The 24,970-nt window shown below is 72.7% G+C and carries 19 protein-coding genes and 1 riboswitch; of the genes, 15 read left to right on the forward strand and 4 right to left on the reverse strand.

Going from position 1 to position 24,970, the window contains the following annotated elements:
- Positions 1-95: 95 nt before the first annotated feature.
- Complete coding sequence (locus tag EU555_RS32190; protein ID WP_135419414.1) at positions 96-434, forward strand: hypothetical protein; 339 nt, start codon at positions 96-98, stop codon at positions 432-434.
- Positions 431-1,894 (forward strand): methyl-accepting chemotaxis protein, encoded by a 1,464-nt coding sequence (locus EU555_RS32195; protein ID WP_245524600.1) that lies wholly within the window; start codon positions 431-433, stop codon positions 1,892-1,894. The genes EU555_RS32190 and EU555_RS32195 overlap by 4 nt, the downstream gene beginning before the upstream one ends.
- Positions 1,895-1,900: 6 nt before the next feature.
- Here EU555_RS32195 and EU555_RS32200 read toward each other — a convergent pair whose 3' ends face one another.
- Complete coding sequence (locus EU555_RS32200) at positions 1,901-2,749, reverse strand: type 1 glutamine amidotransferase (protein ID WP_135419415.1); 849 nt, start codon at positions 2,747-2,749, stop codon at positions 1,901-1,903.
- A gap of 203 nt (positions 2,750-2,952) precedes the next feature.
- Between EU555_RS32200 and EU555_RS32205 the strand changes: the two genes are divergently transcribed.
- Positions 2,953-5,145 carry a transglycosylase domain-containing protein gene (locus EU555_RS32205; RefSeq protein WP_135419416.1) on the forward strand — a complete coding sequence of 731 codons (2,193 nt, stop codon included), beginning with the start codon at positions 2,953-2,955 and terminating at the stop codon, positions 5,143-5,145.
- 77 nt (positions 5,146-5,222) lie between these two features.
- Here EU555_RS32205 and EU555_RS32210 read toward each other — a convergent pair whose 3' ends face one another.
- Positions 5,223-5,597 (reverse strand): HNH endonuclease family protein, encoded by a 375-nt coding sequence (locus EU555_RS32210; RefSeq protein ID WP_135419417.1) that lies wholly within the window; start codon positions 5,595-5,597, stop codon positions 5,223-5,225.
- A 138-nt stretch (positions 5,598-5,735) separates the two neighbouring features.
- A riboswitch (TPP riboswitch) is annotated at positions 5,736-5,847 on the forward strand.
- A gap of 70 nt (positions 5,848-5,917) precedes the next feature.
- On the opposite strand from EU555_RS32210, the gene thiC reads away from it, so the two are divergent.
- The 6 genes from thiC (at position 5,918) to EU555_RS32240 (ending at position 13,397) form a co-directional block, all read left to right on the forward strand.
- Complete coding sequence (thiC, locus tag EU555_RS32215; RefSeq protein WP_135419418.1) at positions 5,918-7,813, forward strand: phosphomethylpyrimidine synthase ThiC; 1,896 nt, start codon at positions 5,918-5,920, stop codon at positions 7,811-7,813.
- A gap of 885 nt (positions 7,814-8,698) precedes the next feature.
- The gene (locus EU555_RS32220; protein WP_135419436.1) at positions 8,699-10,546 is read left to right on the forward strand and encodes an ATP-binding protein; all 1,848 of its coding nucleotides are present in this window, start codon (positions 8,699-8,701) and stop codon (positions 10,544-10,546) included.
- Positions 10,547-10,804: 258 nt separating this feature from the next.
- Positions 10,805-11,218 (forward strand): response regulator, encoded by a 414-nt coding sequence (locus EU555_RS32225; RefSeq protein WP_064503883.1) that lies wholly within the window; start codon positions 10,805-10,807, stop codon positions 11,216-11,218.
- Between the two features lie 46 nt (positions 11,219-11,264).
- The gene (locus EU555_RS32230; protein WP_135419419.1) at positions 11,265-12,296 is read left to right on the forward strand and encodes a sensor histidine kinase; all 1,032 of its coding nucleotides are present in this window, start codon (positions 11,265-11,267) and stop codon (positions 12,294-12,296) included.
- Between the two features lie 164 nt (positions 12,297-12,460).
- Positions 12,461-12,844 (forward strand): hypothetical protein, encoded by a 384-nt coding sequence (locus tag EU555_RS32235; RefSeq protein ID WP_135419420.1) that lies wholly within the window; start codon positions 12,461-12,463, stop codon positions 12,842-12,844.
- A gap of 217 nt (positions 12,845-13,061) precedes the next feature.
- Positions 13,062-13,397 (forward strand): Hpt domain-containing protein, encoded by a 336-nt coding sequence (locus EU555_RS32240; RefSeq protein WP_135419421.1) that lies wholly within the window; start codon positions 13,062-13,064, stop codon positions 13,395-13,397.
- A 3-nt stretch (positions 13,398-13,400) separates the two neighbouring features.
- On the opposite strand, the gene EU555_RS32245 is transcribed toward EU555_RS32240, so the two are convergent.
- Together EU555_RS32245 and EU555_RS32250 are read right to left on the reverse strand one after the other, a co-directional pair.
- Positions 13,401-15,053, reverse strand: coding sequence for a DEAD/DEAH box helicase (locus tag EU555_RS32245; RefSeq protein ID WP_135419422.1), 1,653 nt, complete (start codon positions 15,051-15,053; stop codon positions 13,401-13,403).
- 497 nt (positions 15,054-15,550) lie between these two features.
- Complete coding sequence (locus tag EU555_RS32250) at positions 15,551-15,748, reverse strand: hypothetical protein (RefSeq protein WP_135419423.1); 198 nt, start codon at positions 15,746-15,748, stop codon at positions 15,551-15,553.
- A gap of 576 nt (positions 15,749-16,324) precedes the next feature.
- On the opposite strand from EU555_RS32250, the gene EU555_RS32255 reads away from it, so the two are divergent.
- The 6 genes from EU555_RS32255 (at position 16,325) to EU555_RS32280 (ending at position 24,775) form a co-directional block, all read left to right on the forward strand.
- Positions 16,325-16,846: a cupin domain-containing protein gene (locus tag EU555_RS32255; protein ID WP_135419424.1), complete on the forward strand. Its 522-nt coding sequence runs from the start codon at positions 16,325-16,327 to the stop codon at positions 16,844-16,846.
- Positions 16,847-17,162: 316 nt separating this feature from the next.
- Entirely contained in the window at positions 17,163-17,507 is a 345-nt protein-coding gene (locus EU555_RS32260; RefSeq protein WP_135419425.1) for a hypothetical protein, read from the forward strand.
- 103 nt (positions 17,508-17,610) lie between these two features.
- The gene (locus EU555_RS32265; protein WP_135419426.1) at positions 17,611-19,440 is read left to right on the forward strand and encodes an aminopeptidase P family protein; all 1,830 of its coding nucleotides are present in this window, start codon (positions 17,611-17,613) and stop codon (positions 19,438-19,440) included.
- A gap of 277 nt (positions 19,441-19,717) precedes the next feature.
- Complete coding sequence (locus EU555_RS32270; protein WP_245524602.1) at positions 19,718-20,359, forward strand: TetR/AcrR family transcriptional regulator; 642 nt, start codon at positions 19,718-19,720, stop codon at positions 20,357-20,359.
- Positions 20,356-21,627, forward strand: coding sequence for an efflux RND transporter periplasmic adaptor subunit (locus EU555_RS32275; RefSeq protein WP_135419427.1), 1,272 nt, complete (start codon positions 20,356-20,358; stop codon positions 21,625-21,627). The genes EU555_RS32270 and EU555_RS32275 overlap by 4 nt, the downstream gene beginning before the upstream one ends.
- A 4-nt stretch (positions 21,628-21,631) precedes the next feature.
- On the forward strand, positions 21,632-24,775 hold the full coding sequence (locus EU555_RS32280; RefSeq protein ID WP_135419428.1) for an efflux RND transporter permease subunit: 3,144 nt from the start codon (positions 21,632-21,634) through the stop codon (positions 24,773-24,775).
- Positions 24,776-24,970: the final 195 nt, after the last annotated feature.

The following is a 24,970-nucleotide window of genomic DNA, read 5'->3' on the forward strand; positions in this document are numbered from 1 at the left end:
GTCGTTCCGCTAGTGTTGCGATGACTTGCGTTTACCACTCGCCAGCGATTTTGACGCAATTTTCCCGTTAGTTCACGGAACCGGAGCGAACCGGGATGGATGCGCGAGCCCGCCTCCGGGACGGTGCCGGCCTGCTGCTCCTGCTCCTCACTCCGCTGCTGGTCGTCGCCCTGCCGCGGTCGGAGACGGTGGCGGTGCTCGGTCGGCCCGGGGGCGGCGCGCGCGACGCGGTCGCGATCGTGGCGGCGGCGGGCGGCACGCTCCTGCGGGCGGGCGGCGCCGGGCTGGTGGTAGCGCGATCGGACGAGGCGGGCTTCGTGCGGCGCCTCTACGGCGCCGGCGCCTGGCTGGTGCTCGATCCGGCCGTCGCCGGCGGCTGCGACCCCGTCGCGATGCCCAAAAATCCCTCACCACCCTCGAGCCCTGCCCGATGATGACCGACATCGACGATCTCCGCCGCTCCTTCGCCCGTATCCTGATCGGCCTGCTCTGGGCCCACCTGCCGGTCGCCGCCGCGGTGCCGCTCATGGCCGGCGCCGGGGTCTCGGCCGGCCCGGCCGCGGTCGCGGCCCTGATCGCCGGCCTCGCCACCCTGTCCTGGTGGCGCGACCCGATCGGACTGCGGACCCGGATCGCCACCGCCCTGGCCCTCGTCGGGATGGCGGCGGTGCTGCTCTACGCCAGCGCCGGCCATCCCTGGCAGATCGACCTGCACATGTACTTCTTCGCCTGCCTGGCGGTGCTGGCCGGCTGGTGCGACTGGCGCGTCATCCTGACAGCCACCGGCGCCACGGCCCTGCACCATCTCGTCCTCGACCTCGCCCTGCCGGCCGCCGTCTTCCCGAGCGGGGGCAGCCTCGAGCGGGTGCTGCTGCATGCCGGGATCCTGGCGATCGAGGCGGCGATGCTGGCCTGGATCGGCCGCACCGTCGCCCGCACGCTGGCCGGGCTCGCCGCCTCCGAGCGGGAGGCGCAAGGCCGGATGGCGCGGCTCCTGGAGCTCGAGCGCGACGGCGAGGCGGCCCGCAGCGCCGCCGAGCACCACCGTCGCGAGGGCGTGTTGCGGATGGCCGCCGCCTTCGAGGCGGCGGTGGGCGGCATCGTCGGCGAGGTCGCGGCGGCCGCGGGCGAACTCCAGGCGACCGCCCGCGCCATGTCGCAGCAGGCCGGCAGCGCCGCCGGGCGCTCGGCCGAGGCGAGGGCCGCCGCCGGCCAGGCGGCCGACGACGTCGGCGCGGTCGCGGCGGCGACGGAGGAGCTCGGCGCCTCGGTGCGCGAGGTCGGCCAGCAGGTCGGCGAGTCGGCCGGCCTCGCCCGGGCCGCCGTCGCCGAGGCCGACCGGACCGCCGCCCTGGTCGGGGACTTGAGCGAGGCCGCGTCCCGCATCGGCGACGTGGTGACGATGATCTCGGGCGTCGCCGACCAGACCAACCTTCTGGCCCTCAACGCGACGATCGAGGCCGCGCGGGCCGGCGCCGCCGGCCGCGGCTTCGCGGTGGTGGCCGCCGAGGTCAAGGAGCTTGCCGCCCAGACCGCCCGGGCCACCGAGGAGATCGGCGGCCAGATCGGCCGCATCCAGGGCGCCACCCGCGATGCCGTCCGGGCGATCGAGGCGATCGGCGGGCGCATCCGCGGCATCGACGGCGTCGCGGCCGCGGTCGCGGCGGCGGTGGAGGAGCAGGGCGCGGCGACGCAGGAGATCATCCGCGCCATGGACCGGGCCGCCTCCGGCACCGGGTCGCTCACCGCGACCATCGGCGCCGTCGCGGAGGCCGCCGACCAGACCGGCTCCGCCGCCGACCGGGTGCTCGCCTCCGCGGGCGCGCTGACGCACCAGGCCGAGCATCTCGGGGCCGAGGTCGAGCGGTTCCTGCGCGGCGTGCGGGCGGCCTGAGGGCCGTCAGGCGGCGCGTCGGCGCACCCGCACCAGCCGGTCGAGGAAGTTCCCGATCTCGCGCCGCCGCCGCTCCGGCACCAGCACCTCGGCGGTGACGCCGAGGCGCCAGGCGAGGTCGGGCCGTCCCTCCGGGTCGCGGTGCAGGTCGCGCAGGGCATCGGCATAGGCGTGGAGCGCCGCCTCGTCCGGGCACAGGCCGGCTTCCACCACCCCGGCGGCGGAGAGGCGCAGCATCGCCGCGACCTCGTCGAGGTCGAGCTCGGGATGGTACTGCGTGCCCCAGAACACCCCGTCGCCGACCCGGATCTCGATCGCCTGGACGTCGAGGCGGTCGTTGCCGGCCAGCACCGTGCTGCCCGGCGGCGGGTCGATCACCGCGTCGTCGTGGATGGCCGGCGCGTCCCAGGCCGGCGGCCGGCCGGCGAGCAGCGGGTGGTCCGCTCCCGCCGGCGTCCGGCTGATGGCGCGGGCGAGCCCGTATTCCGGGCCGCGCGGGTTGCGGGCGGCCCGGCCGCCCGCGATCGTGGCGGCGACCTGCACGCCCCAGCACGAGCCGAAGACCGGCAGGCCGGCCGCCAGGGCCGCCCGCACCAGGTCGCATTGCCGGGTCACCGCGGGGCCGCCGTCCTGGACATGCAGGGTCGAGCCGGTGAGCACCAGGGCGTCGCACGCGGTGAGCGCCCGGGGCAGCACCGCGTCCGCATCGGCCGGGGCCGCCAGGTGGCAGACCGCGTCCGGCGCGAGGTGCTGCAGGACGCCCGCATAGGTCTCGGCCGAGGTCTTGCCGCAGACCGATTCGTGCGTCGCGCGGCCGGACCGCTCGTTTCCATCCGCGACCAGCAGGTGCAGCATGTCGGCTCCGTGTTAGAGCGACCGCAACGCTCGCGGGTGCGCGCCGTTCCGGCGCGGCTTGCCGCAGCCCGTCCGCCCATCGGCTAAGCCCCCGGATTTGCAGAGGAAAATTTCGGTTAACGGCCCTTAAACCCGCCTCATTTAACGTGCCTTGAATGCCCCGCGCGGACCGGCTCGTCCGGGGGCGATGGGAAAACGGCAGGATGGCGAAGGGACGCGAGCGGACACGTCGGGTCGAGCCGCGGTTCGAGGCGGACGGGCCCGCGGACCCGGCGATCCTCGACCTGCGCCTCTCGCGCGGCGACCGGGCGGGGGGCGGCGTGGCCAAGGGAACCGCGAAGTCAACGGCGGGCGGAGCCGGCAAGGACGCCGGCAAGCGAGCGAAGAAGCCTGCGCGCGGCCGCGCGGTCGCGGCGCCGCGCCGGCGGCGCTCGCTCCTCGGCCACCTCGTCCACGCCACGTTGATCCTCGGCCTGTGGGGCCTCGTGGCGGTCGCCGGCATCGTGGCCTACCACGCCTCGCAGCTGCCGCCGATCGACCAGCTGGCCGTCCCGAAGCGCCCGCCCAACATCGCGATCCTGGCCTCCGACGGCTCGCTCCTGGCCAACCGCGGCGAGACCGGCGGCCGCACGGTGAGCATCCGCGAATTGCCGCCCTACCTGCCCCGCGCCTTCGTGGCGATCGAGGATCGGCGCTTCTACAACCATCTCGGCATCGACCCGATCGGCATCGCCCGCGCCATCGCCCAGAACCTGACCCGCCGCGGCGTGGCCCAGGGCGGCTCGACCCTGACCCAGCAGCTCGCCAAGAACCTGTTCCTGACCCAGGAGCGCACCGCCTCGCGCAAGATCCAGGAGGCGATCCTGGCGCTCTGGCTCGAGCACACGTATTCGAAGGACGAGATCCTCGCGCTCTATCTCAACCGGGTCTATTTCGGCGCCGGCGCCTACGGCGTCGAGGCGGCGGCGCAGCGCTACTTCGCCAAGCCCGCCAAGGACGTGACCCTGGCCGAGGCCGCGATGCTCGGGGGCCTCGTCCAGGCCCCGTCGCGCCTTGCCCCCAACCGCAACCTCGCGGCGGCGCAAGCCCGCGCCGCCCAGGTGCTCGCGGCGATGCAGGACCTGGGCTTCGCCAAGCCGAACGACGTCACGGCGGCGCTGGCCCAGCCGGCCAAGCCCGCCCGCGCGGCGGGCGGCGGCTCGGCCAACTACGTCGCCGACCTCGTGATGGACGTCCTCGACGATTACGTCGGCAAGATCGAGACCGACGTCTCGGTCCAGACCACCGTCGACCCGAGCCTGCAGGGGATCGCCGAGCGGGCGCTGGTCGACGAGCTGAACCAGAAGGGTGGACGCTTCAACGTCGCCCAGGGCGCCGTCGTGGCGATGCGGCCGGACGGGGCGATCCGGGCGCTGATCGGCGGGCGCGACTACGCCCAGAGCCAGTTCAACCGGGCCACCACGGCCAAGCGCCAGCCCGGCTCGGCCTTCAAGCCCTTCGTCTACCTGGCGGCGGTCGAGCGCGGCCTGACGCCCGACACGGTCCGCGACGACGCGCCGGTCTCCATCAAGGGCTGGAGCCCGGAGAACTTCTCGCGCAGCTTCAGCGGGCCCATCACCCTGCGCGAGGCTTTGGCCCACTCCGTCAACACCGTGGCGGTGCGGCTCAGCCAGGAGGTCGGCCCGAAGGCGGTGGTGCAGACCGCCCAGCGCCTCGGCATCACCTCGCCCCTCCAGGCCAATGCCTCGATCGCCCTCGGCACCTCCGAGGTCACGCCGCTCGAGCTCGTCGGCGCCTACGCGGCCTTCGCCAATGGCGGCACCGGGGTGATCCCCTACGTGATCGCCAGCGTGAAGACCGTCGACGGCCGCAGCGTCTACAAGCGCGGGCCCAGCGGCCTCGGCCGGGTGATCGAGCCCGGCGCCGTCGGCATGATGAACGCGATGATGCACGAGGTCTTCGCCAGCGGCACGGCGAAGAAGGGCGACATCCCGGGCTGGGACCTCGCCGGCAAGACCGGCACCACCCAGGACTTCAAGGATGCGTGGGTGGTCGGCTATTCCGGCACCCTCGTCACCGGCGTCTGGCTCGGCAACGACGACAACGAGGCGACCAAGCGCGTCTCCGGCGGCAACCTGCCGGTCGAGGTCTGGAACCGCGTGATGACCGCCGCCCTGCGCGGCGACAAGCCGGTGCCCCTGCCGGGCGCCGCCCGCTGGCGCCGGGGCGGCAACGCCGTCGCGGCGGCGAGCCCGGGCGAGCCGCAGACGCTCGGCGGCTTCATCGACAGCCTCGTCGGCGGCAGCCCGCCCCCGTCCCGCCCGCCGGTGCCGCCCCGCGGCGGCCCGAGCCGGGAGGACAAGAACTTCCTGGAGCGGCTGTTCGGGATCGACTGAGGATCCCGCGAGCGGCGATGGGCGCGACGCTCCGGGCCGACCCGTCCGTGCGGCGAACGCCGCTCGACCGGGTGATCTCACCACGCACTCCGCTTGGCCTCCCGGCGGGTTCGGGTCATGCGCGTCGCGGCGTGGAAGTCGTCCGGCTTGGTTCGCACCCAGGCCAGGAAGCGGGCGATCTCGGGTTCGGCCCGCAGGCTCCCGACGTCGCTGAGGCGCCGCGCCAGCTCCGCCTCGCTGTGGCGGGCGTGGATCGCCGAATGGCAGATCTGGTGCAGCCGCACGGTCTCGCCGTGGGTGCCGCCCTTGAGCTTCGGTGTCAGGTGATGCCGGCTCTGGCGGGCGCCGGGCGGGATCGGCCGCTCGCAGAGCGGGCAGATCACGGGGTCGGGCCCTGTCGGGCCGTGGGTGGAGGGGTCGTCGTCGCGCCAGCGCCGGGCTCGGCGTCCCAAGGCAAGCTCCTGAAGGCGGGGGATGGCCCCCGTATCTGGGTCGGCGCGCCGGCGCGTTTCAAGGCCGAGGCCGGGATGCCGCGGCGTCTTCGCGCCCAGCTTGCGATTGACAAACCCCACACCTCACCCGACAGTCGGCCCGTTACCGAGGGGAGCCCCGCCGACGGGGGCTGAGATTGGACGAGCGCGCGTCCTGACCCTTGAACCTGATCCGGTTCGTACCGGCGGAGGGACGGGAACCTGCCATGACGACAGTCCATGACGGCTTTGCCCGTGCGTCCTCGCGCCCCGAGGCCGGATCGTCTCCCTGGGAGGGATCCATGAACGCACCCGTCCTCGCGAAAGACCTGCCCCCGAAAGACCTGCCGCAGAGCGTCACCACCGGGCCGGTCACCGGCTCGGCCAAGGCCTACGCCTCACCGAAGGACCGCCCCGACATCCTGGTGCCGTACCGTGCGATCGCGCTCTCCGACGCGAGCGAGCCGCCGGTGCGGGTCTACGATCCCTCCGGCCCCTACACGGAGGCGGAGGCCCGCATCGACCTCGCCGCCGGCCTGCCCGAGATCCGCGCCGGCTGGATCGCCGCGCGCGGCTATCAGGCCGTGGCGCCCCGGGCGGTGCGGCCGGAGGACAACGGGTTTGCCGCCGCGGACCGGCTGGTGGCGCCGTGCCCGGCCGCCCGCACCGTGCGCCGCGGCGCACCGGGCCAGCCGGTCACGCAGTACGAGTTCGCGCGGGCCGGGATCGTCACGGAGGAGATGATCTACGTCGCCCACCGGGAGAATCTCTGCCGCGAGGCGATGCTGGCGGAGGCGGAAGGGAGGATCGCCGACGGCGAGGGCTTCGGGGCGGCGGTCCCGCCCTTCGTCACGCCCGAATTCGTGCGCGACGAGGTGGCGCGGGGGCGGGCGATCATCCCGGCCAACATCAACCACACCGAACTCGAGCCGATGGCGATCGGCCGCAACTTCCTGGTCAAGATCAACGCCAATATCGGCAACTCGGCCGTGACCTCGTCGGCGGCCGAGGAGGTCGAGAAGATGGTGTGGGCGATCCGCTGGGGCGCCGACACGGTGATGGACCTCTCGACGGGCCGCAACATCCACAACATCCGCGGCTGGATCCTGCGCAACGCGCCCGTGCCGATCGGCACGGTGCCGATCTACCAGGCGCTGGAGAAGGTCGGCGGCGATCCGCTCAAGCTCGACTGGGAGGTGTTCAAGGACACGCTGATCGAGCAGGCCGAGCAAGGCGTGGATTACTTCACCATCCATGCCGGCGTGCGCCTCGCCCACGTGCCGCTGACGGCGCGGCGCGTCACCGGCATCGTCTCCCGCGGCGGCTCGATCATGGCGCGCTGGTGCCTCGCCGGGCACCGGGAATCGTTCCTCTACGAGCGGTTCGAGGAGATCTGCGACATCTGCCGGGCCTACGACGTGTCGTTCTCCCTCGGCGACGGCCTGCGCCCGGGCTCGATCGCCGACGCCAACGACGCGGCGCAGTTCGCCGAGCTCAAGACCCTGGGCGAGCTGACGACGATCGCCCACGCCAAGGGCTGCCAGGTGATGATCGAGGGCCCCGGCCACGTGCCGATGCACAAGATCAAGGTCAACATGGACAAGCAGCTCGCCGCGTGCGGCGAGGCGCCGTTCTACACGCTGGGCCCGCTCACCACCGACGTGGCGCCCGGCTACGACCACATCACCTCCGGCATCGGCGCGGCGATGATCGGCTGGTTCGGCACCGCGATGCTCTGCTACGTGACCCCGAAGGAGCATCTCGGCCTGCCGAACCGCGACGACGTGAAGACCGGCGTCATCACCTACAAGATCGCCGCCCATGCCGCCGACCTCGCCAAGGGCCACCCGGCGGCGCGGGAGCGGGACGACGCCCTGTCGCGGGCCCGGTTCGACTTCCGCTGGGAGGACCAGTTCAACCTGTCGCTCGATCCCGACACGGCGCGGGCCTACCACGACGAGACCCTGCCGAAGGACGCCCACAAGGTCGCGCATTTCTGCTCGATGTGCGGCCCGAAATTCTGCTCGATGAAGATCACCCAGGACCTGCGCGCCGAGGTGCTGGCGATCGAGGCGGCCGGCGCTGGGGTCGCCGATGCCACACCGCTCAGCGAGGCGGACCGCCAGGCCGGCATGGCCCAAAAATCGGCGGAATTCTTGGGCCGAGGCGGGGTGCTCTACGTCGAGCCCGGCGAGTAGGACCACGACTCCATGGTGATGCAGGCCCCCGCGGCCCCGCGGGGGCCTGCCCCGCTTGGTGCGACGCCGTCCGCCCGTCCCGGCTCGATCGTGCGCCGCCTCGTCGTCTTCGCCCTCGGCCTGGCGCTGCCGATCCTGGTCTTCGGGGGCGTCGTGCTGTGGCAGTTCGCCGTCGCGGCCCGGGACCGCCTGGAGAGCGAGGCGCTCGGCCGCGCCCGGATGGAGGCGGCGGCGGTGGACCGGGAGGTGGCCAACCTCGTCGCCACCCTCGAAACGTTGGGCCTCGCCAACGCGCTGCAGCGCGGGGACGTGACGGCCTTCCGGGAGCAGGTGCAGGAGCTGGCCCGCCGCAGCGGCCTGCCGGCGACCCTGCGCGACCCGGACGGGCGTCGCCTGATCGACCTCGGCAGCGAGCCGATGCCGGAGCGCCTCGACGCCACCGACGAGGCGGCGCTCGGCGGACGGCCGACGGTCTCGGGCGTCGTCGACGGACGCTTCCGGGTGACGGTGCCGGTCCTGCGCCGGGGCGGCGACGCGGTGCTCTACCTCCTGTCCTTCGCCCTGCCGACGACGCGGATCCGCGACGTGCTGGCCTCCGGCGGCCTGCCCGACGGCTGGGTGATGACCGTCATCGACCGCGACGACCGCGTCCTGACCCGCACGCGGGCGGCGGAGCGGTTCACCGGCGCCAAGGCGCCGGACGAGCTGCGCCAGGCCACAGGACCGGAGGGCAGCTGGCGCGGCGCCTCGATGGAGGGTGATCCCGTCTTCGTCGCCTATGCGCGGGCCGGCGTGCCGGATTGGCGCGTCGCCGTCGGCGTCCCCGAGGAGGCGCTGGCGGCGCCGGTCCGGGCCTCGCTCGTCTGGTTCGCCGGGCTCGGCGGCATGCTGGCCGCCATCGCGGGCGTCCTGGCCCTGGCCTTCGCCCGCGGCATCGCGGCCCCGCTCCGGGCCCTGCGCGACCAGGCGCAGGCGCTCGGCCTCGGCCGGCCGGCGCCGGTCCTCGCCGGGGTGCCGGCGGAGGTGGCGGCGGTGAGCGCCGAGATCGCGAGCGCGGCCCAGCGCCAGCGCGAGCGGGTGACCGAGCGCGAGCGGGCCGCCGCGGCGCTCCGCTCCGAGACCCAGCGCCTCGAGGTGCTGCACCGCCTCGGCACGGCGCTGGCGAGCGAGCTCGACCGCCAGCGCCTCGGCGACACCGTGGTGGAGGCCGCGACGCGGCTCACCGGCGCGGCCTACGGCGCCCTGTTCGAGCGCATCCCCGACGGGCCGGACGGGCCCGAGCACTGGCGGCTCCTCAGCCTCACGGGCGCGCCGCGGGAGGCCTTCACCCGCTTCGGCCTCCCGCGGGCCACGACCCTGTTCAGCCAGACCTTCGCGGCCGGCGGGGTGGTCCTGAGCGAGGACGTGACGGCGGATCCCCGCTACGGCAGCCATGGCGGCATGCCGAAGGGCCACCTGCCGGTGCGCTCCTACCTCGCGGTGCCGGTGGTCTCCGGCACCGGCGCCACCCTCGGCGCCCTGCTGTTCGGCCATCCCGAGTCGCACCGCTTCGGCACCCGCGAGGCCGCCCTGGTCGAGGGCCTGGCCGGCCAGGCCGCCGTCGCCCTCGACAATGCCCGCCTGTTCGCCTCGGTGCGGCGCGAGCAGGACCGGTTCGCGGCGGCCGTCCAGGCGGTGCGGGGCGTCCTCTGGACGAACGACGCCTCCGGCCGGATGAGCGGCGACCAGCCGGCCTGGTCGGCCCTCACCGGCCAGGCGCCCGAGGAGTATGCCGGCTTCGGCTGGGCCGAGGCGGTGCACCCGGACGACCGCGCCGCCAGCATCGAGACCTGGAACGCGGCGGTGGCGGAGCGCCGGCGCTACACCCACGAGCACCGGGTGCGCCGCCACGACGGGATCTTCCGCACCTTCGCGATCCAGGCGGTGCCGGTGCTCGATCCGGACGGCGCGATCCGCGAGTGGGTCGGGGTGCATTCCGACATCACCGAGCAGCGCGCCGCCGAGGCCGCCTTGCGCGAATCGAACGAGGAGATCCAGCGCTACGCCTACATCGTCAGCCACGACCTGCGGGCGCCGCTCGTCAACATCATGGGCTTCACGAGCGAGATCGAGGCGAGCCAGGAGGACATCCGGACGGCGCTCGCCGGGCGGCAGCAAGCCGAGCGGATCGACCGGGACCTCGCCGAATCGGTGAGCTTCATCAAGGCCGCGATCACCAAGATGGACGGGCTGATCAACGCCATCCTCAAGCTGTCGCGGGAGGGCCGGCGCACCTTCCAGCCCGAGCTCCTGGCGATGACCGCCCTGGTGCAGGGCCTGGCGGACGCGCAGCGCCACCAGGCCGACACGGCGGGAGCGGTGATCGAGATCGGCGAGCTGCCCGCGATCACCGCCGACCGGCTCGCCGTGGAGCAGATCTTCGGCAACCTGATCGACAATGCGATCAAGTACCTCGCCAGGGACCGCGCCGGCCGGATCACCGTCACCGGGGGGGCGTCGGACGGGCTCGCGACCTTCCGGGTGACCGACAACGGCCGCGGCATCGATGCCCGCGACCATGCCCGGGTGTTCGAGCTCTTCCGCCGCTCCGGCGCCCAGGACCGGCCGGGGGACGGGATCGGGCTCGCCCATGTCCGCACCCTGGTGCGGGCGCTCGGGGGCCGGATCGACCTGTCCTCCGAGATCGGCGTCGGCACCACCTTCACTGTGACGCTGCCCCTGCGCCAGGGCTGACATGGACCCAGGGGGAGGCGCGCCAATCGGGAGGTGCAGCGAGCGTGGGTGCAACGCCAGGTTAACGTGACGGCGATGTTTTCTACGCCCGGCGCGTGTCCAACGGGGTGGAATCCGGTCTAGAAAGAGTATGACGGGAGCACGTCTCTCCGCGGGCGCCCGCGGTCGGTGCGGGTCTGCCAGCCAGCGAAGAGGCGTCCCGGCGCGGCCGGGTCCGCGCCACGAGGAGTCGAGAAGGTGCCGGCCGTACACATCGTGATGATCGAGGACGACGAGGGCCATGCCCGGCTGATCGAGCGGAACATCCGCCGCGCCGGGGTGAACAACGTCATCGAGTCGTTCCGGGACGGGACGTCCGCCCTCGCCGCCCTGTTCGGGCCCGACGGCAGCGGCGAGATCAATGCCGGCCGGCCGCTCCTGATCCTGCTCGACCTCAACCTGCCGGACATGACCGGCATCGACATCCTGCAGAAGGTGAAGTCGAACCCGCACCTGCGGCGCTCCCCGGTGGTGATCCTGACCACCACCGACGACCAGCGCGAGATCCAGCGCTGCTACGACCTCGGCTGCAACGTCTACATCACCAAGCCGGTGAACTACGAGGGCTTCGCCAACGCGATCCGCCAGCTCGGCCTGTTCTTCTCGGTGATGCAGGTTCCGGAGAGCGCGTGACCGTGATCTGCCCACGCGGCCGTGCGGCCGGGCGGCGGGCCGCCCCGTGACCGAGCCGGTCCGCCTGCTCTACATCGACGACGATCCCGGCCTGGCGCGGCTGGTCACCCGCACGCTGGCGGGACGGGGCTGCGAGGTCGTGCACGCGCCCGACGGCGAGGCGGGCCTCGCCCTCATCGCGTCCGAGCGCTTCGACGTCGTCGCCCTCGACCACCACATGCCGCTGGAGACCGGCCTCGACATCCTGCCGCGCATCCGCGCCCTCGCCGACCCGCCGCCGGTGATCTACGTCACCGGCTCGGAGGACAGCCGCGTCGCGGTCGCGGCGCTCAAGGCCGGCGCCGTCGACTACGTCTGGAAGGACCTCCAGGGCCATTTTCGCGAATTGCTCGCCGAGGCGGTCGCGACCGCCGTGCTGCAGGACCGCACCCGGCGGGAGAAGGAGCGGGCGGAGGCCGAGGTGCGGGAGGCCCGCGACCGGGCCGAGCTGCTGCTGCGCGAGGTCAACCACCGGGTGGCCAACAGCCTCGCCCTGGTGGCGGCGCTGGTGCGGATGCAGGCCAACACCGTCACGGACGCCGCCGCCCGGGCCGCGCTCGAGGAGACCCAGACCCGCATCACCGCGATCGCCGGCATCCACCGGCGCCTCTACACCTCGGACGACGTGCGGGTGGTGGCGGTGGACGCCTACCTGGCGACCCTGGTGGAGGACCTCGACGGGGCGATGAACGCCACCGGCCAGCGCCACCGCCTGCTGCTCGAGGCCGAGCCGGTCGAGGTGGCGACCGACAAGGCGGTCTCCCTCGGGGTGATCGTCACCGAGCTCGTCACCAACGCCTACAAGTACGCCTATCCGGACGGCGTCACCGGCGAGATCCGCATCACGGCGCGGCGCGACGGCGACATGCTGCGCCTCACGGTGGCGGATGACGGCGTCGGCTGGCAGGGCTCAGGCACCCCGCGGGGCACCGGCCTCGGCTCGCGCATCGTGCGCGCCATGGCGTCGAACCTGCGGGCGCAGATCGATTACGCCCAGGCCGAGAAGGGGACGGCGGCGAGCATCGACATCGCGCTCTGAGGGCGGCCGGCTCCGCGCGCCCGGCCGGCAGATCCGCGCAATTCTACCGGTCGCGGCAGCCATGTCTTAAGGGCGTCTTCACGCCGATGCCGCGCGTTAAGATCCGGGTAGGCAGCGTGGCGGCTCACTGGTCTTCGAACCGATCGTCCGAGAGGATTTTCGTCGTGATCGAGACCAGCAGCCTTGCCGCGGCCTATCCGCCCGCCGCGGTCGACCCGATCGTGCGGATCAGCCCAGCCCGCCCGCCGCAGACCGGCGCCGGCCCGTCCCTCGAATCGCCGGTAACCCTCGACCTCAGCCCGGATGCCCGGCAGCAGGGCGGGCCGACGACCGGCCAGGCGCAGGAGAGCCCGGAGGCGGTGCCGGACCGCGCCCATTACCGCCGCGACCTCGACAGCCAGGAGATCGTGTTCCAGGTCGTCGACCCGGACGGGGCGGTGGTCGAGCAACTGCCCTCCGAGGCCGCCCTCCGTGCCCGGACCTACGCCCGCCAGGTGGAGGCGGCCCGCACGACCGAGATCGGCACGAGCGTCGCCCGCTCGGCCTGAGGGGCGACGAGCCTCGGTCCCATGGGATCGGACCCGATCTCGGGGCCGGCCCGGCTCCGGAGCATCAGCACCGATCCGACGGATCAGCCCTGATCCGTCGGATCAGCCCTGATCCGAAAGATCAGCCTGATCCAGAGGATCGGCCTGATGGCCGAGCATCGCGTCCGCGCCATTTCCTGTACGCTCGCGCTCCGATGCGCATCTGGAGCCGGACGCCATGGAAACGACGCCCCCCTCCTTCGACGCGGCGACCTATGCCGACCTGCGCGAGGCCGTCGGCGACGCGGCGCTGCCGGTGCTGCTCGGGCGCTTCCGGATCCAGCTGCGGGACTGGGCGATGACCGGGGAGCCCGCGGAGCTGGGTGCTGCGGCGCACGGCGTCATCGCCTCCTCGGGGCTGATCGGCTTCGTCCGGCTGTCGCGCCTCTGCGCCGCCCTGGAGACGGCCTGCCAGGGGGGCGACCTCGACGCGGTCCGCACGCTCGCCGCCGCGGTCGCAGACGAGAAGGCGGCCGCGGAGGCCGAGATCCCGCGGCTGATCGCGGCGGGCTGATCGTCAGGCGACCCGCCTCGTGTCGGTCCAGGTCGCGCCGCCGGCGAGGCGGTAATCGACGCTCTCGGAGAGCCGGCCGGTCGGCACGACCCGCACCGCCTCGGGCCGGGCGAGCTCGTCGCGGCGGGCCAGCGCCTCGTCGACGTCGCGGGGCGCCGGCATCGCGCCGCCCAGCCGCCGCCACCACTGCACCGCCTTCTCGCGGGCGAACCCGGAGGCCTCGAGGTCGAGGCGCACGGTCATCGCGTCCTCCGCCCCCGCGAGCGCCACCGCCAGCAGGTCGGGTCCGCGCGGGCACGTCTCGCGCCGGAACTCCCAGGCGGCGACCGGCCACCAGCGCGCCTGCGCCTCGCGGACCACCGCGACGGTGCCGGCCGAGAGGATCGCGGCCTCGTCGTCGGCCACCGCCTCGTGCGGCGTCTCCGCCTCGTCCGCCTCGGGCTCGACCCAGCAGGCCTCGCAGGTGCTGGCATTGAGCGCGATCAGCGCGCCGCAGCCGGGGCAGGGCTTCGCCCGCGGCCCGCCGCCCTCGCCGAGGAGGCGCGCCCGCGCCACGGCATTCGCCGAGAGGACGTCGATCGGCCCGTGCCGGCGCACGAGGCCGGCATAGTCGAGGACCAGGGCATCGCTCTTGCCCGGCGCACGCCGCAGGCCCCGGCCGACCTGCTGCACGTAGAGGCCGGTGCTCTGGGTCGGGCGCAGGAGCGCGATCAGGTCGACCTCCGGCACGTTGAAGCCGGTCGCCAGCACGCCGACCGAGGTGAGGCAGCGCAGGCGCCCGGCCCGGAAGTCGCGCACGATGCGGTCGCGCTCGCGCTTGCCCGTCTCGCCCGAGAGCGATTCGCAGGAAAACCCCTCCGCCCGGATCGCGTCGCGCACGGCGTCGGCGTGCTTCACCCCGGCGCAGAAAGCGAGCCAGGCCCGGCGCCCGGCGCCGTAGGCCACCATCTCGGCGACGGCGGCCCTGGTGACGACGTCGCGGTTCACCGCCGCCTCCAGCGCCCCCGGCACGTAGTCGCCGGCCCGGACCGGCACGCCGCTGACGTCGAGGATCGTGGCGGTCGCCTTCGAGACCAGGAGCGCGAGGTAGCCCTCGCGGATCAGGTCGCCGACCTGGGCCTCGTAGACGATGCGGTCGAAGACGCGGCCCTGTCCCTCGTCGAGGCGGCCGCTGTCGAGCCGGTAGGGCGTGGCGGTGAGCCCGACGAGGCGCATCCGGGGGGAGCGCGCCCGCACCGCGTCGAGGAAGCGGCCGTAGCGGGTATCGGCGTCGCGGGGGATCAGGTGGGCCTCGTCGACGATCACGAGGTCGAAACCGCCGGTCGCCTCGACCCGGTTCCAGACCGACTGGATGCCGCAGAACAGGATCGGCCTCGTCTCCTCCCGCCGGCCGAGCCCGGCCGAGACGATGCCGGCCGGCGCCTCCGGCCACAGCCGCATGAGCTCGGCGTGGTTCTGGGCGATCAGCTCGCGGGTATGGGTGACGACGGCGACCCGGGCCGCGGGATCGCGCAGCAGCGTCTCCCGCACCAGGGTGGCGATGACGAGGCTCTTGCCGGCCCCGGTCGGCAGCACGATCAGGCCGTTGCGACCGCCGCGCGCCCAATCGGCCTGGAGCGCGTCGAGGCTCGCGCGCTGGTAGGAACGAAGCAGCATCGCGCCGCCATAGCCGGAGGACGATCGATCATCCAGGCTTGACAGCGGCGGGAGGCGGGCCGTGTGCCGACCGGCGTCCCGGGCGAATCAGAGCACGAGCCGGGCAACAAGGGCGCCGCACCCCCTCCTTGCCATGCTGAGACCCATGCCATTGAAGGTCTTCGATACTTGGAGAAACCGCGAAAATCGAAGATCTTGCAGCCCAGCTCGATGGTATCTTCAGGGTTCGAAGATGCTCCGGACGCCGATGCCGTCGACCGAATGCTGACGTCTACAGCTGTCATAAGATTTCCGCTTGATCCATTCGAATAAAGATAATGCGCATCTCCCCCCTCCCACAGCTTGCAGCGATACCAGGCGAGCCTGATATCGCCTGGAGAGGGGGGTCCCGCGCCATATTCGTCTTGCAATATGTCAAGCGGAATTCGTCTCATCGGAGGCGAGGACCCGGGATGCGAGCCCGGAACATCCGCGGCACCTCGGTCCCCTGGTTCCGCTCAGGAAGCCAGGCGCCGGCCGCGGCGGCGGGCGTGCAGGTCCTGCGCCGCCCGCGTGGCGTGGCGCGGGCTGCGGAAGACCCGTCCCTCCAGCGTGTGGAAGTCCGGATGGGCGGAGAAGAAGCGGAAGCCGTCGGTCTCGGGCACGACGATGCCGGCCGAGGTCTCGCCGACCTCGACGATGCGGGCGGGTTGCATGGCCAAAAATCTCCGGTCGCGGCCGCCGCTCGGGGGCGCCGCGGGCTGACGTCTCGGGGAATGCGTGAAGCGGTCGGGCCGGATTCAGCGGCCCGGGCGGACGGCGCGAGGGCCCTCGCGGCGGCCGCCGCCACGACAGGGACCGCCGACGGAGCAAGCTGGAGCGACGCGGCAGACAGGGGGCATGCGGCAGGGCAGCATCGCTGAGCGTCTCCGGGTTGGCCCACCGGCGCGTCGCCGGCGCCGGGGTGGTTTAGCGTTTGGTGTCGCGGCGCAATCGCCTCAAATCACCGCGGCGGCGGGACCGGCGAACGGCCCCAGATGCCAGGACAGGATCGGTCGGACGAGCGCTCCTGTCAACGAGAATGTTCTTTTTATGGAACAGCTTGAAAGACGAGAAGCTTCTCGTCCGGAGCTTTGCCGGAGAATAACCGGCACCATCCCGAACACCGCTCCGCGATCCGCTCGGCCCCGACCGATCATCGTTCTTTATAGCGAACAACGCACCCGAGGACCCGCTTGGCGTGCCACCGCGGCGTGGCGCAGGATGGGGTTCCGACAGACCGGAGATGGCCGATGTCCCACGCGCCGCACGATGATCACCCGCACGACCATCCGCACGATGATCACCCGCATGACGCGCCGCGCTGGAAGCACGACGGGGTGCGGGTCATCACCGGCGACAAGCTCGACCCCAACACCGCGCAGACGCCCGGCATGTTCCGCCAGGCGGCGATCACCCATGCCCGGGTCGGCGCGCAGAAGATCTGGGCCGGCACCGTGGCGATCGAGCCCGACGCCAAGACCGGCGTGCACCATCACGGGGCGCTCGAGAGCGTGATCTACGTCGTGCGCGGCCGCGCCCGGATGCGGTGGGGCGAGCGGCTGGAATTCGTCGCCGAGGCGGGACCGGGCGACTTCATCTACGTCCCCCCTTACGTTCCGCACCAGGAGATCAACGCCTCGCCCGACGAGGCGCTCGAATGCGTGCTGGTGCGCTCGGACAACGAGGCGGTGGTCGTCAACATCACCGACATCGAGCCCGTCGAGCGGCCGGAGGCGGTCTACTGGGTCGATCCGATCCACACGCATCCGTGAGGGACGCGAGGCGCCCGGGACGGGCGCCTCCGCAGACAGGGCGGGACAACGCAGGAGAGTATTCCGGGTTCCACGCGAGATGTTTCGAGCAGCCCGCAGTCCCCGATGCGCGAATGTCGCAGGTTTCCCGCGTCCTCCACTGCGCCGGCCGGCGAACGGCGGGATGGGGGGCGGATCCAGCCTCCGTTACGACAGTGGCGCGCGAGCATCACGTCTCCGCACGACTTGGATCCGGCGGATTTCTGGGCCGCCCTTAATTTCTTGTTAAGCACGAGGCGCGACCCTCGGTGCAATCCGAGAACGCTGAAGGTTCCTCATGCCCGCGCCGCAGGCCCGCCCCCCCTCCACCGACGATTGCCCGGTCTCCCTCGACCTCCTCGGCACGCTCTATCGCGGCGACGCCGAGGTGGTGGAGACCATCCTCGCCGACATCCCGTCGGGCACCCGCGCGCGCCTCGCCGCCTATCTGTATGGCAAGAGCCACCTCCACGCCCTGGGCCTGCGGGTCGCCGCGGCCTGCACCGAGACCGACCTCGTGCGGGTGGCCGGGACCGCGGGGGCCGTGCTGTTCGCCCAGTCCCGCGCCGCGCCGCGTTCGATGGAGGTCCGCACGCCCGGCCAGCGCCGCATCAGCCTGGCGGGCAGCCGCTCGGTCGCCTGACGACAAGGGCGTGAGGACCTGCGCGTGAGGATCTGCCGCTGACGGCTTCGACGCGGCCCTGCGGCGGTTGCCGCCCCGGCCGCGGCGCAGTACCCCTGAGGGCATGAGCCAGACCGCCCGCTTCCAGAGCTTCGAGGATCCCAGCCACCGCGAGGGCGCCGGCCGCATCGCCGCTCTGCGGGCCGCGATGGCCCAGCGGGGCTTCAGCGGCTTCGTGGTGCCGCGGGCCGACGAGCACCAGTCGGAATACGTGCCGCCGAACGCCGAGCGGCTGGCCTGGCTCACGGGCTTCACCGGTTCGGCCGGCACCGCCCTGGTGCTCGCCGACCGGGCCGCCCTGGTGGTGGACGGGCGCTACACCCTCCAGGCCGCCGAGCAGGTCGATACGGGGGTCGTCACCCCGGTGCCGCTGGCCGAGACCAGCGTCGAGGCCTGGATCGAGGCCAACCTGCCGGCGGGCGGAATCCTGGCCTACGATCCCTGGTTGCACACGCCGGACGGGCTCGCCCGCCTCGAGCGGGCCGCCAAGGCCGCGGGCGGGCGGGTCGCGCCGACGCCGCTCAACCTCGTCGACCTCGTCTGGATCGACCGCCCGGCCGCGCCGCGCGCGCCGGTGGTGACCCATCCGGAGACCCTCGCGGGCGAGGCCGCCGCCGACAAGCTCGGGCGGGTGCGCGAGGCGCTCGCCAAGGCCCGCCTCGACGCCCTCGTCGTGTCGGACCCGCACAACCTTGCCTGGCTGTTCAATCTGCGGGGGAGCGACGTGGCGCACACGCCCCTGCCGCTGGGCTACGCGATCGTGTCCCGGGAGGGCCGGCCGCGCCTGTTCCTCGACCCCGAGAAGATCACCGCTGAAGCCGAGCGTGCCCTCGACGGCCTCGCCGACCGCGACGCGCCCGGCGCGCTGCCCGCCGCCCTCGACGCGCTGGGGAGCGCCAAGGCGCGGGTGCGCCTCGACGCGGCGACCGGCGCCGTGGCGCTGAAGGAGCGGATCGCGGCGGCCGGCGGCACGGTCGATGTCGGGCCGGACCCGATCACCGCCATGAAGGCGATGAAGAACGCGGCCGAGATCGCCGGCTCCCGCGCCGCGCATCGGCGCGACGGCGCCGCGGTGACGCGCTTCCTCGCCTGGCTCGCCCGCGAGGCCCCGGGGGGCGCGATCTCGGAGATCGACGCCGTGGTGCGGCTCGAGGGATTCCGGGCCGAGGCCAACGATCTGCGCGAGATCGCCTTCCCGACCATCTCGGGCTCTGGGCCGAACGGCGCCATCGTGCATTACCGCGTCACGCGCGGCACCGACCGGCGGGTGCGGCCGGGCGAGCTGTTCCTCATCGATTCCGGCGCCCAGTACGGCGACGGCACCACCGACATCACCCGCACGGTGGCGGTCGGCACGCCGAGCCAGGAGATGCGCGACCGCTTCACCCGGGTGCTGAAGGGCCACATCGCCATCGCGACGGCGGTCTTTCCCCGCGGTACGACGGGGGCGCAGATCGACGCCTTCGCCCGCCGCCCGCTCTGGGAGGCCGGCCTCGACTTCGACCACGGCACCGGCCACGGCGTCGGCGCCTTCCTGTCGGTGCATGAGGGGCCGCAGCGCATCGCCAAGACCGGCACGGTGGCGCTCCAGCCCGGGATGATCGTCTCGAACGAGCCCGGCTATTACAAGGCGCGCGAGTTCGGCATCCGGATCGAGAACCTGGTCCTGGTCGAGGAGCGCGAGATCGCCGGGGCCGAGCGCCCGATGCTCGGCTTCGAGACCCTGACCCTCGCGCCGATCGACCTCGCCCTGGTGGCGCCGGAGCTGCTCACCCCGGCGGAGACGGCCTGGCTCGACGCCTACCACGCCCGGGTGCGCGACACGCTCGCCGATCTGGTCGACCCGGAGACGCGGGAATGGCTGATCGCGGCGACGCGGCCGCTCGGCGGCTAAGCATCATGCCGCCGGTCGCGAGCGACCGGTGCCGAAATGGTCGCCGGTTCGGCGGCAAGAATGATGCAAGACCAGGAGCGACGCAGAGTTGCCCCGTGCGACTCTGCTTCGCCGCACCACCGCGCGGCCGGGATCGGCGGCGCGAGACAGCCTGAGGATGTGACGGCGCGACCGATTCGCGTTGCCGTTATGTTGCGCCTTTGTGTCGCAGAAACCGGCGCTTGCCAGTCCGACACACCACGCCGCTAACTGAACTGACGAGTTCAGTCAGGCCCTCATGAGCGACTCCGCACGCCAGGTCGATCGCTCTTATGGCGATCGTCCGAACACCGATCGCGCGCCCGATCCGGAGCGCCGCCGCCGCATCCTCGAGGCCGGAATGGGGCTGTTTTCCGCCCTGCCCTACGCGGCCGTGCACATGGACGCGGTCGCGGCGGCGGCCGGCGTCGCCAAGCCGACGCTCTACCGCTACGTCCCCACCAAGGAAGCCCTGTTCATCGACGGCCTCGCCTGGACGCTGGCGGAGCTGCGCGAGGCCATCGGGGCGATCCGGGCCGTCGATGCGCCCGCGCGCCTGCGCGCCGCGGTCGGGCTGGTGCTCGAGCGGGTCGGCGCCCTGTCGCCGGCACTCACCGCGATCGAGGGACGGGGCGCCGAGTTCGGCGAGCACAGCCGGCGCGTCCTGCGCGAGGGCTTCGACGGCCTGCGCGGGGCCCTCGCCGATCTCCTGCGCCAGGGCGTCGCGGCGGGCGAGCTGCACGTGCCCGACATCGACCTCGCGGTGCTGATGATCCTCGGCGGCATCCGCATGGCGGTGCACGGCACCGGGCGGCGGCCGCCGGCCTCGGCGGCCGTCGCCGATTTCTTCCTCAACGGTCTCGGCGCCCAGCCCGCGCCGCGCAACGGAGCCCCGCGATGATCCGCCTCCTCCTGGTCCTCCTGGTCGCCCTCGCGGCCGGGGCGGGATGGCTCGTGCAGCGCCACGGCGGCGACACCCGCGCCGCCTGGAGCACGGCCCGGGGGGCGCTGCCGCCGGCGATCGCCCAAGCCCTGCCCGAGCACCTGCCGGTCGCCTACGTCCCGCCGCCGGCCCCGGCGCCGGTCCAGAACCCCGCCGCCGCCCGCCCGACGGTGACGACCGTGGCGGCCGGGATCACCGACCTCGCGCTCACTCGCTCCGCCGTCGGCTGGGTCGAGCCGATGGCGAGCGTCGTGGTGCGCCCGCGCATCGACGGGGTCATCACCGAGCAGCTCGCCCGCGACGGGCAGGTGGTGAAGGTCGGCGACGTGCTCTACCGCCTCGACGACCGGGAGATCCGGGCCCAGCTCGCCCGCGACGAGGCGGCGCTGGCCCGCGACCAGGCGACCCAGGTCCGCACCCAGAACGACGTCCGCCGCGTCGGCGAGCTTCTCTCCCGCAACTCCGCCTCGCAGGCGCAGTTCGACGTCGCGACCGCCGAGGCCAAGGTGGCGGCCGCCAACGTGGCGGCGTCGCAGGCCGCGATCGAGGCCGACAAGGTCCGGCTCGACTACACCACCGTGCGGGCGCCGATCGCCGGTCGCCTCGGCCGGGTGCTGGTCACCACCGGCAACCTCGTCAAGGGCAACGAATCGGCCGGGACTGGCCTCGTCACCATCACGCAGATGCGGCCCCTTCGCGCCACCTTCTCGCTGCCCGAGCGCGACCTCGACGGGTTGCGGACCGCGCTCGCGCGCCCCGGCACCGCGCCGGTGCGGGTCTATCCGAGCGGCGGCGAGGCGGTGCTGGCGACCGGCCGGCTCTCCTTCGTCGATTCGAGCGTCGACCAGGCCTCCGGCACCGTCACCGCCTGGGCGCTCTTCCCGAACGAGGACGACCGGCTCTGGCCCGGCCAGTACGTCCGGATCGAGGTCGATCTCGGCTCGCGGCCCGGCACCGTCACGGTGCCGCAGGCCGCGGTGCAGCCGGGGCAGGAGGGCAGCTTCGTCTGGGTCGTGCGCCCCGACCGGACGGTCGAGCGCCGCGGCGTCGAGGTGCTGGCCTCCCGCGACGGCCGCGCCGCCCTGGCGCAGGGGCTGAAGACCGGTGAGCGGGTGGTGGTCGAGGGCCAGTTCCGGGTCCGGCCGGGCCTGCCCGTCAACGAGCGACCGCAGGACGCGACCGAGGCGCAGGCCACCGCGCCGCGCGCCGCCACCCGGATCGAGTGACCCCATGAACCTCTCGGCCCCGTTCATCCGCCGGCCCGTCGCCACGATCCTGCTCTCGATCGCGCTGACGCTCTCGGGGCTGTTCGCCTACCGCTTCCTGCCGGTGGCCGCGCTCCCGACCGTGGACTTCCCGACGATCTCGGTTACCGCGCAGCTCCCCGGCGCCTCGCCGGAATCGATGGCCGCCTCCGTGGCGACGCCGCTCATCAAGGAATTCTCGACGATTCCCGCGATCGCCACGATCTCGGCGACGAACTACCAGGGCTTCACCTCGATCACCGTCGAGTTCGAGCTGTCGCGCAACATCGACCAGGCGGCGGCCGACGTGCAGGCGGCGATCACCCGCACCCTGCGCCGCCTGCCGATCGAGCTGACGATCCCGCCGAGCTTCCGCAAGCTCAACCCCGCCGACGCGCCGGTGATCCTCCTCGCCTTGTCGAGCGAGACGACGCCGCTGCCGACGCTGGACGCCTTCGCCCAGACGGTGATCTCGCCGTCCCTGTCCACCATCACCGGCGTCGGCCAGGTGCTGGTCTACGGCAGCCAGAAATTCGCCGTGCGGGTCCAGCTCGATCCCAACGTGCTCGCCGCCCGCGGCATCGGCGTCGACGAGGTCCAGGCGGGAATCCAGAACGCCAACACCTCGACGCCGGTCGGCGTGGTCGAGGGGCGGGGCCAGAACCTCACCATCCAGACCAACACCCAGCTGATGAACGCCGACGGGTTCCGCGACGTGATCGTGGCGGTGCGCAACGGCCGGCCGGTGCGCCTCGGCGAGGTCGCGCGGGTCATCGACTCGGTCGAGAACAACCGCATCGCCTCGTGGAAGGACGGCACCCGCGCCCTGGTGCTGGCCGTCCAGCGCCAGCCCGACGCCAACACCGTCGACGTGGTCGACCGCGTCCGCGCCATGCTGCCGAAGTTCCAGGAGCAGCTCGGCGCCAGAGGCACCATCGACGTCGTCAACGACCGCTCGGTCTCGATCCGCGAGGCGGTGCACGACGTGCAGTTCACGCTGGTGCTGACCATCGGCCTCGTCGTCGCGGTGATCTACCTCTTCCTCGGGCGGCTCGCCGCGACGCTGATCCCGTCGGTGGCGGTGCCGATCTCGATCATCGCCACCTTCGGGGCGATGTACGTGCTCGGCTACTCGATCGACAACATCTCGCTGCTCGGCCTCACGCTGGCGGTCGGCCTCGTCGTCGACGACGCGATCGTGATGCTGGAAAACATCGTCCGGCACGTCGAGGAGGGGATGAAGCCGTTCGAGGCGGCGCTGAAGGGCGCCGGCGAGATCGGCTTCACCATCCTGTCGATCACCATCTCGCTCATCGCCGTGTTCATCCCCGTCCTGCTGATGGGCGGCGTCGTCGGGCGCATCTTCAACGAGTTCGCCATCGTGGTGACCATCGCGATCGTCGCCTCGGCGGTGATCTCGCTGACGCTGACCCCGATGCTCGCCGCCCGCCTGCCGGCGGACTCCGCCGGCCACGGCCAGAAGAAGAACCTGTTCGAGCGCGGCTTCTCGCGCATGCAGGGCGCCTACGAGCGCGGCGTCGACCTCTGCCTGCGCTGGCCGTTCTCGGTGCTGATGGTGTTCTTCGCCTCTGTCGCGCTCACCGCCTGGATGTTCGTGGTCATCCCGAAGGGCTTCTTCCCGTCCGAGGATATCGGCCAGCTCCAGATCGCCACGGAAGCCGGACAGGACGTCTCCTTCGACGCCATGACCGCGCTCCAGCACGAGGCCGAGGTGATCCTCGCCCGTCACCCGGCGGTGGCCCATGTGGTGAGCCGGGCGGGCTCGAACGGCTTCTCCGGCACCCTCAACCAGGGCTCGTTCTTCGTCGAGCTGAAGGACCGCGACCAGCGTCCTCCGTTGAGCCGGACGATCGCGGAGCTGCGGCGCGACCTCGCCGCGGTGCCGGGCCTGACCTCGTTCATCACGCCCGTCCAGAACCTGCGCCTCGGCGGTCGCCAGTCGAAGAGCCAGTACCAGTACGTCGTGCAGGGCCTCGACCGCGCGGAGCTCGAGCGCTGGTCCGAGCGCCTGACCGAGGCGCTGGCGAAGGACCGCGCCACCTTCGCGGGCGTCACCAGCGACCTGCAGAACGCCGCGCTCCAGGCCAGGGTGACGGTCGACACCGACAAGGCCCAGGCGCTCGGCATCACCTCAGACCAGATCCGCCAGACCCTCTACACCGGCTTCGGCACCCGCCAGGTCTCGACGATCTACGGCACCGCCGACAGCTACCAGGTCATCACCGAGTTCGACCCCCGCCTGAACTGGACCGCCGACCGGCTCGACGACATCCGCCTGCGCGCGAGCAACGGACGTCTCGTCCCGCTCTCGGCGGTCGCCAGCATCACCCGGGTCCCGGGCCCGCTCTCGATCAACCAGCTCGGCCTCCTGCCGGCGGTGACGATCTCCTTCGACGTACCCCCCGGCGTGGCGCTCGGCCAGGCGGTCAACCGCATCGCCGAGATCAAGGCGACGCTCGGGGTGCCGGGCACCATCACCACGACGTTTGCCGGCACCGCCCAGGTGTTCCAGGACGCGCTCGCCAACCAGGGCCTGCTGCTCGCGGCCGCCGTCATCACGATCTACCTCGTGCTCGGCATCCTCTACGAGAGCTTCATCCACCCGCTCACCATCCTCACCGGCCTGCCGGCGGCGGCGATCGGGGCGCTCGGCGCGCTCCAGCTCTACGGCATGGACCTCTCGGTGATCGCGATCATCGGCGTGCTGATGCTGATCGGCATCGTGAAGAAGAACGCCATCATGATGATCGACGTCGCCCTGGTGCTGCAGCGCGAGCAGAACTGGACTCCCGCGGCGGCGATCCGCGAGGCCTGTGCCTTGCGCTTCCGCCCGATCATGATGACCACCGCGGCCGCCGTGATGGGCACGCTGCCGATCGCCATCGGCCACGGCGCCAGCGCCGAATTGCGCCAGCCTCTCGGCGTCGCAGTGGTGGGCGGGCTCCTGGTGTCGCAGCTCCTCACGCTGTTCATCACCCCGGTGCTCTACCTCTACATGGACCGCCTCGGGACCGGCGCGACCCGCCTCGTCCTGTCCCTTCGCCGCGGCCGCCGGCCGGCGAGCCGGCCGGAGGAGGCGGATGCGTCCGGGCGGCTGCCGGCGGAATAGCCGGGTTTTTCGGACGGGCCGCATCGTGACGAAGCACTCAGAGCCTGTTTGACGTGCTTGGCAAATTTATCCCACCCTCAACCTCATCCTGAGGTCGTGATTGGGATGGATCAGGTCCATGCGATACCGTTCTCGGCGGTCAAACAAGGTCTCAGCAGAGTTGCATGGCGCAACTCTGCTGAGACCTTGTTTTTG

The sequence above is a fragment of the Methylobacterium nonmethylotrophicum genome, from assembly GCF_004745635.1.
Taxonomy (GTDB): Bacteria; Pseudomonadota; Alphaproteobacteria; order Rhizobiales; family Beijerinckiaceae; genus Methylobacterium; species Methylobacterium nonmethylotrophicum.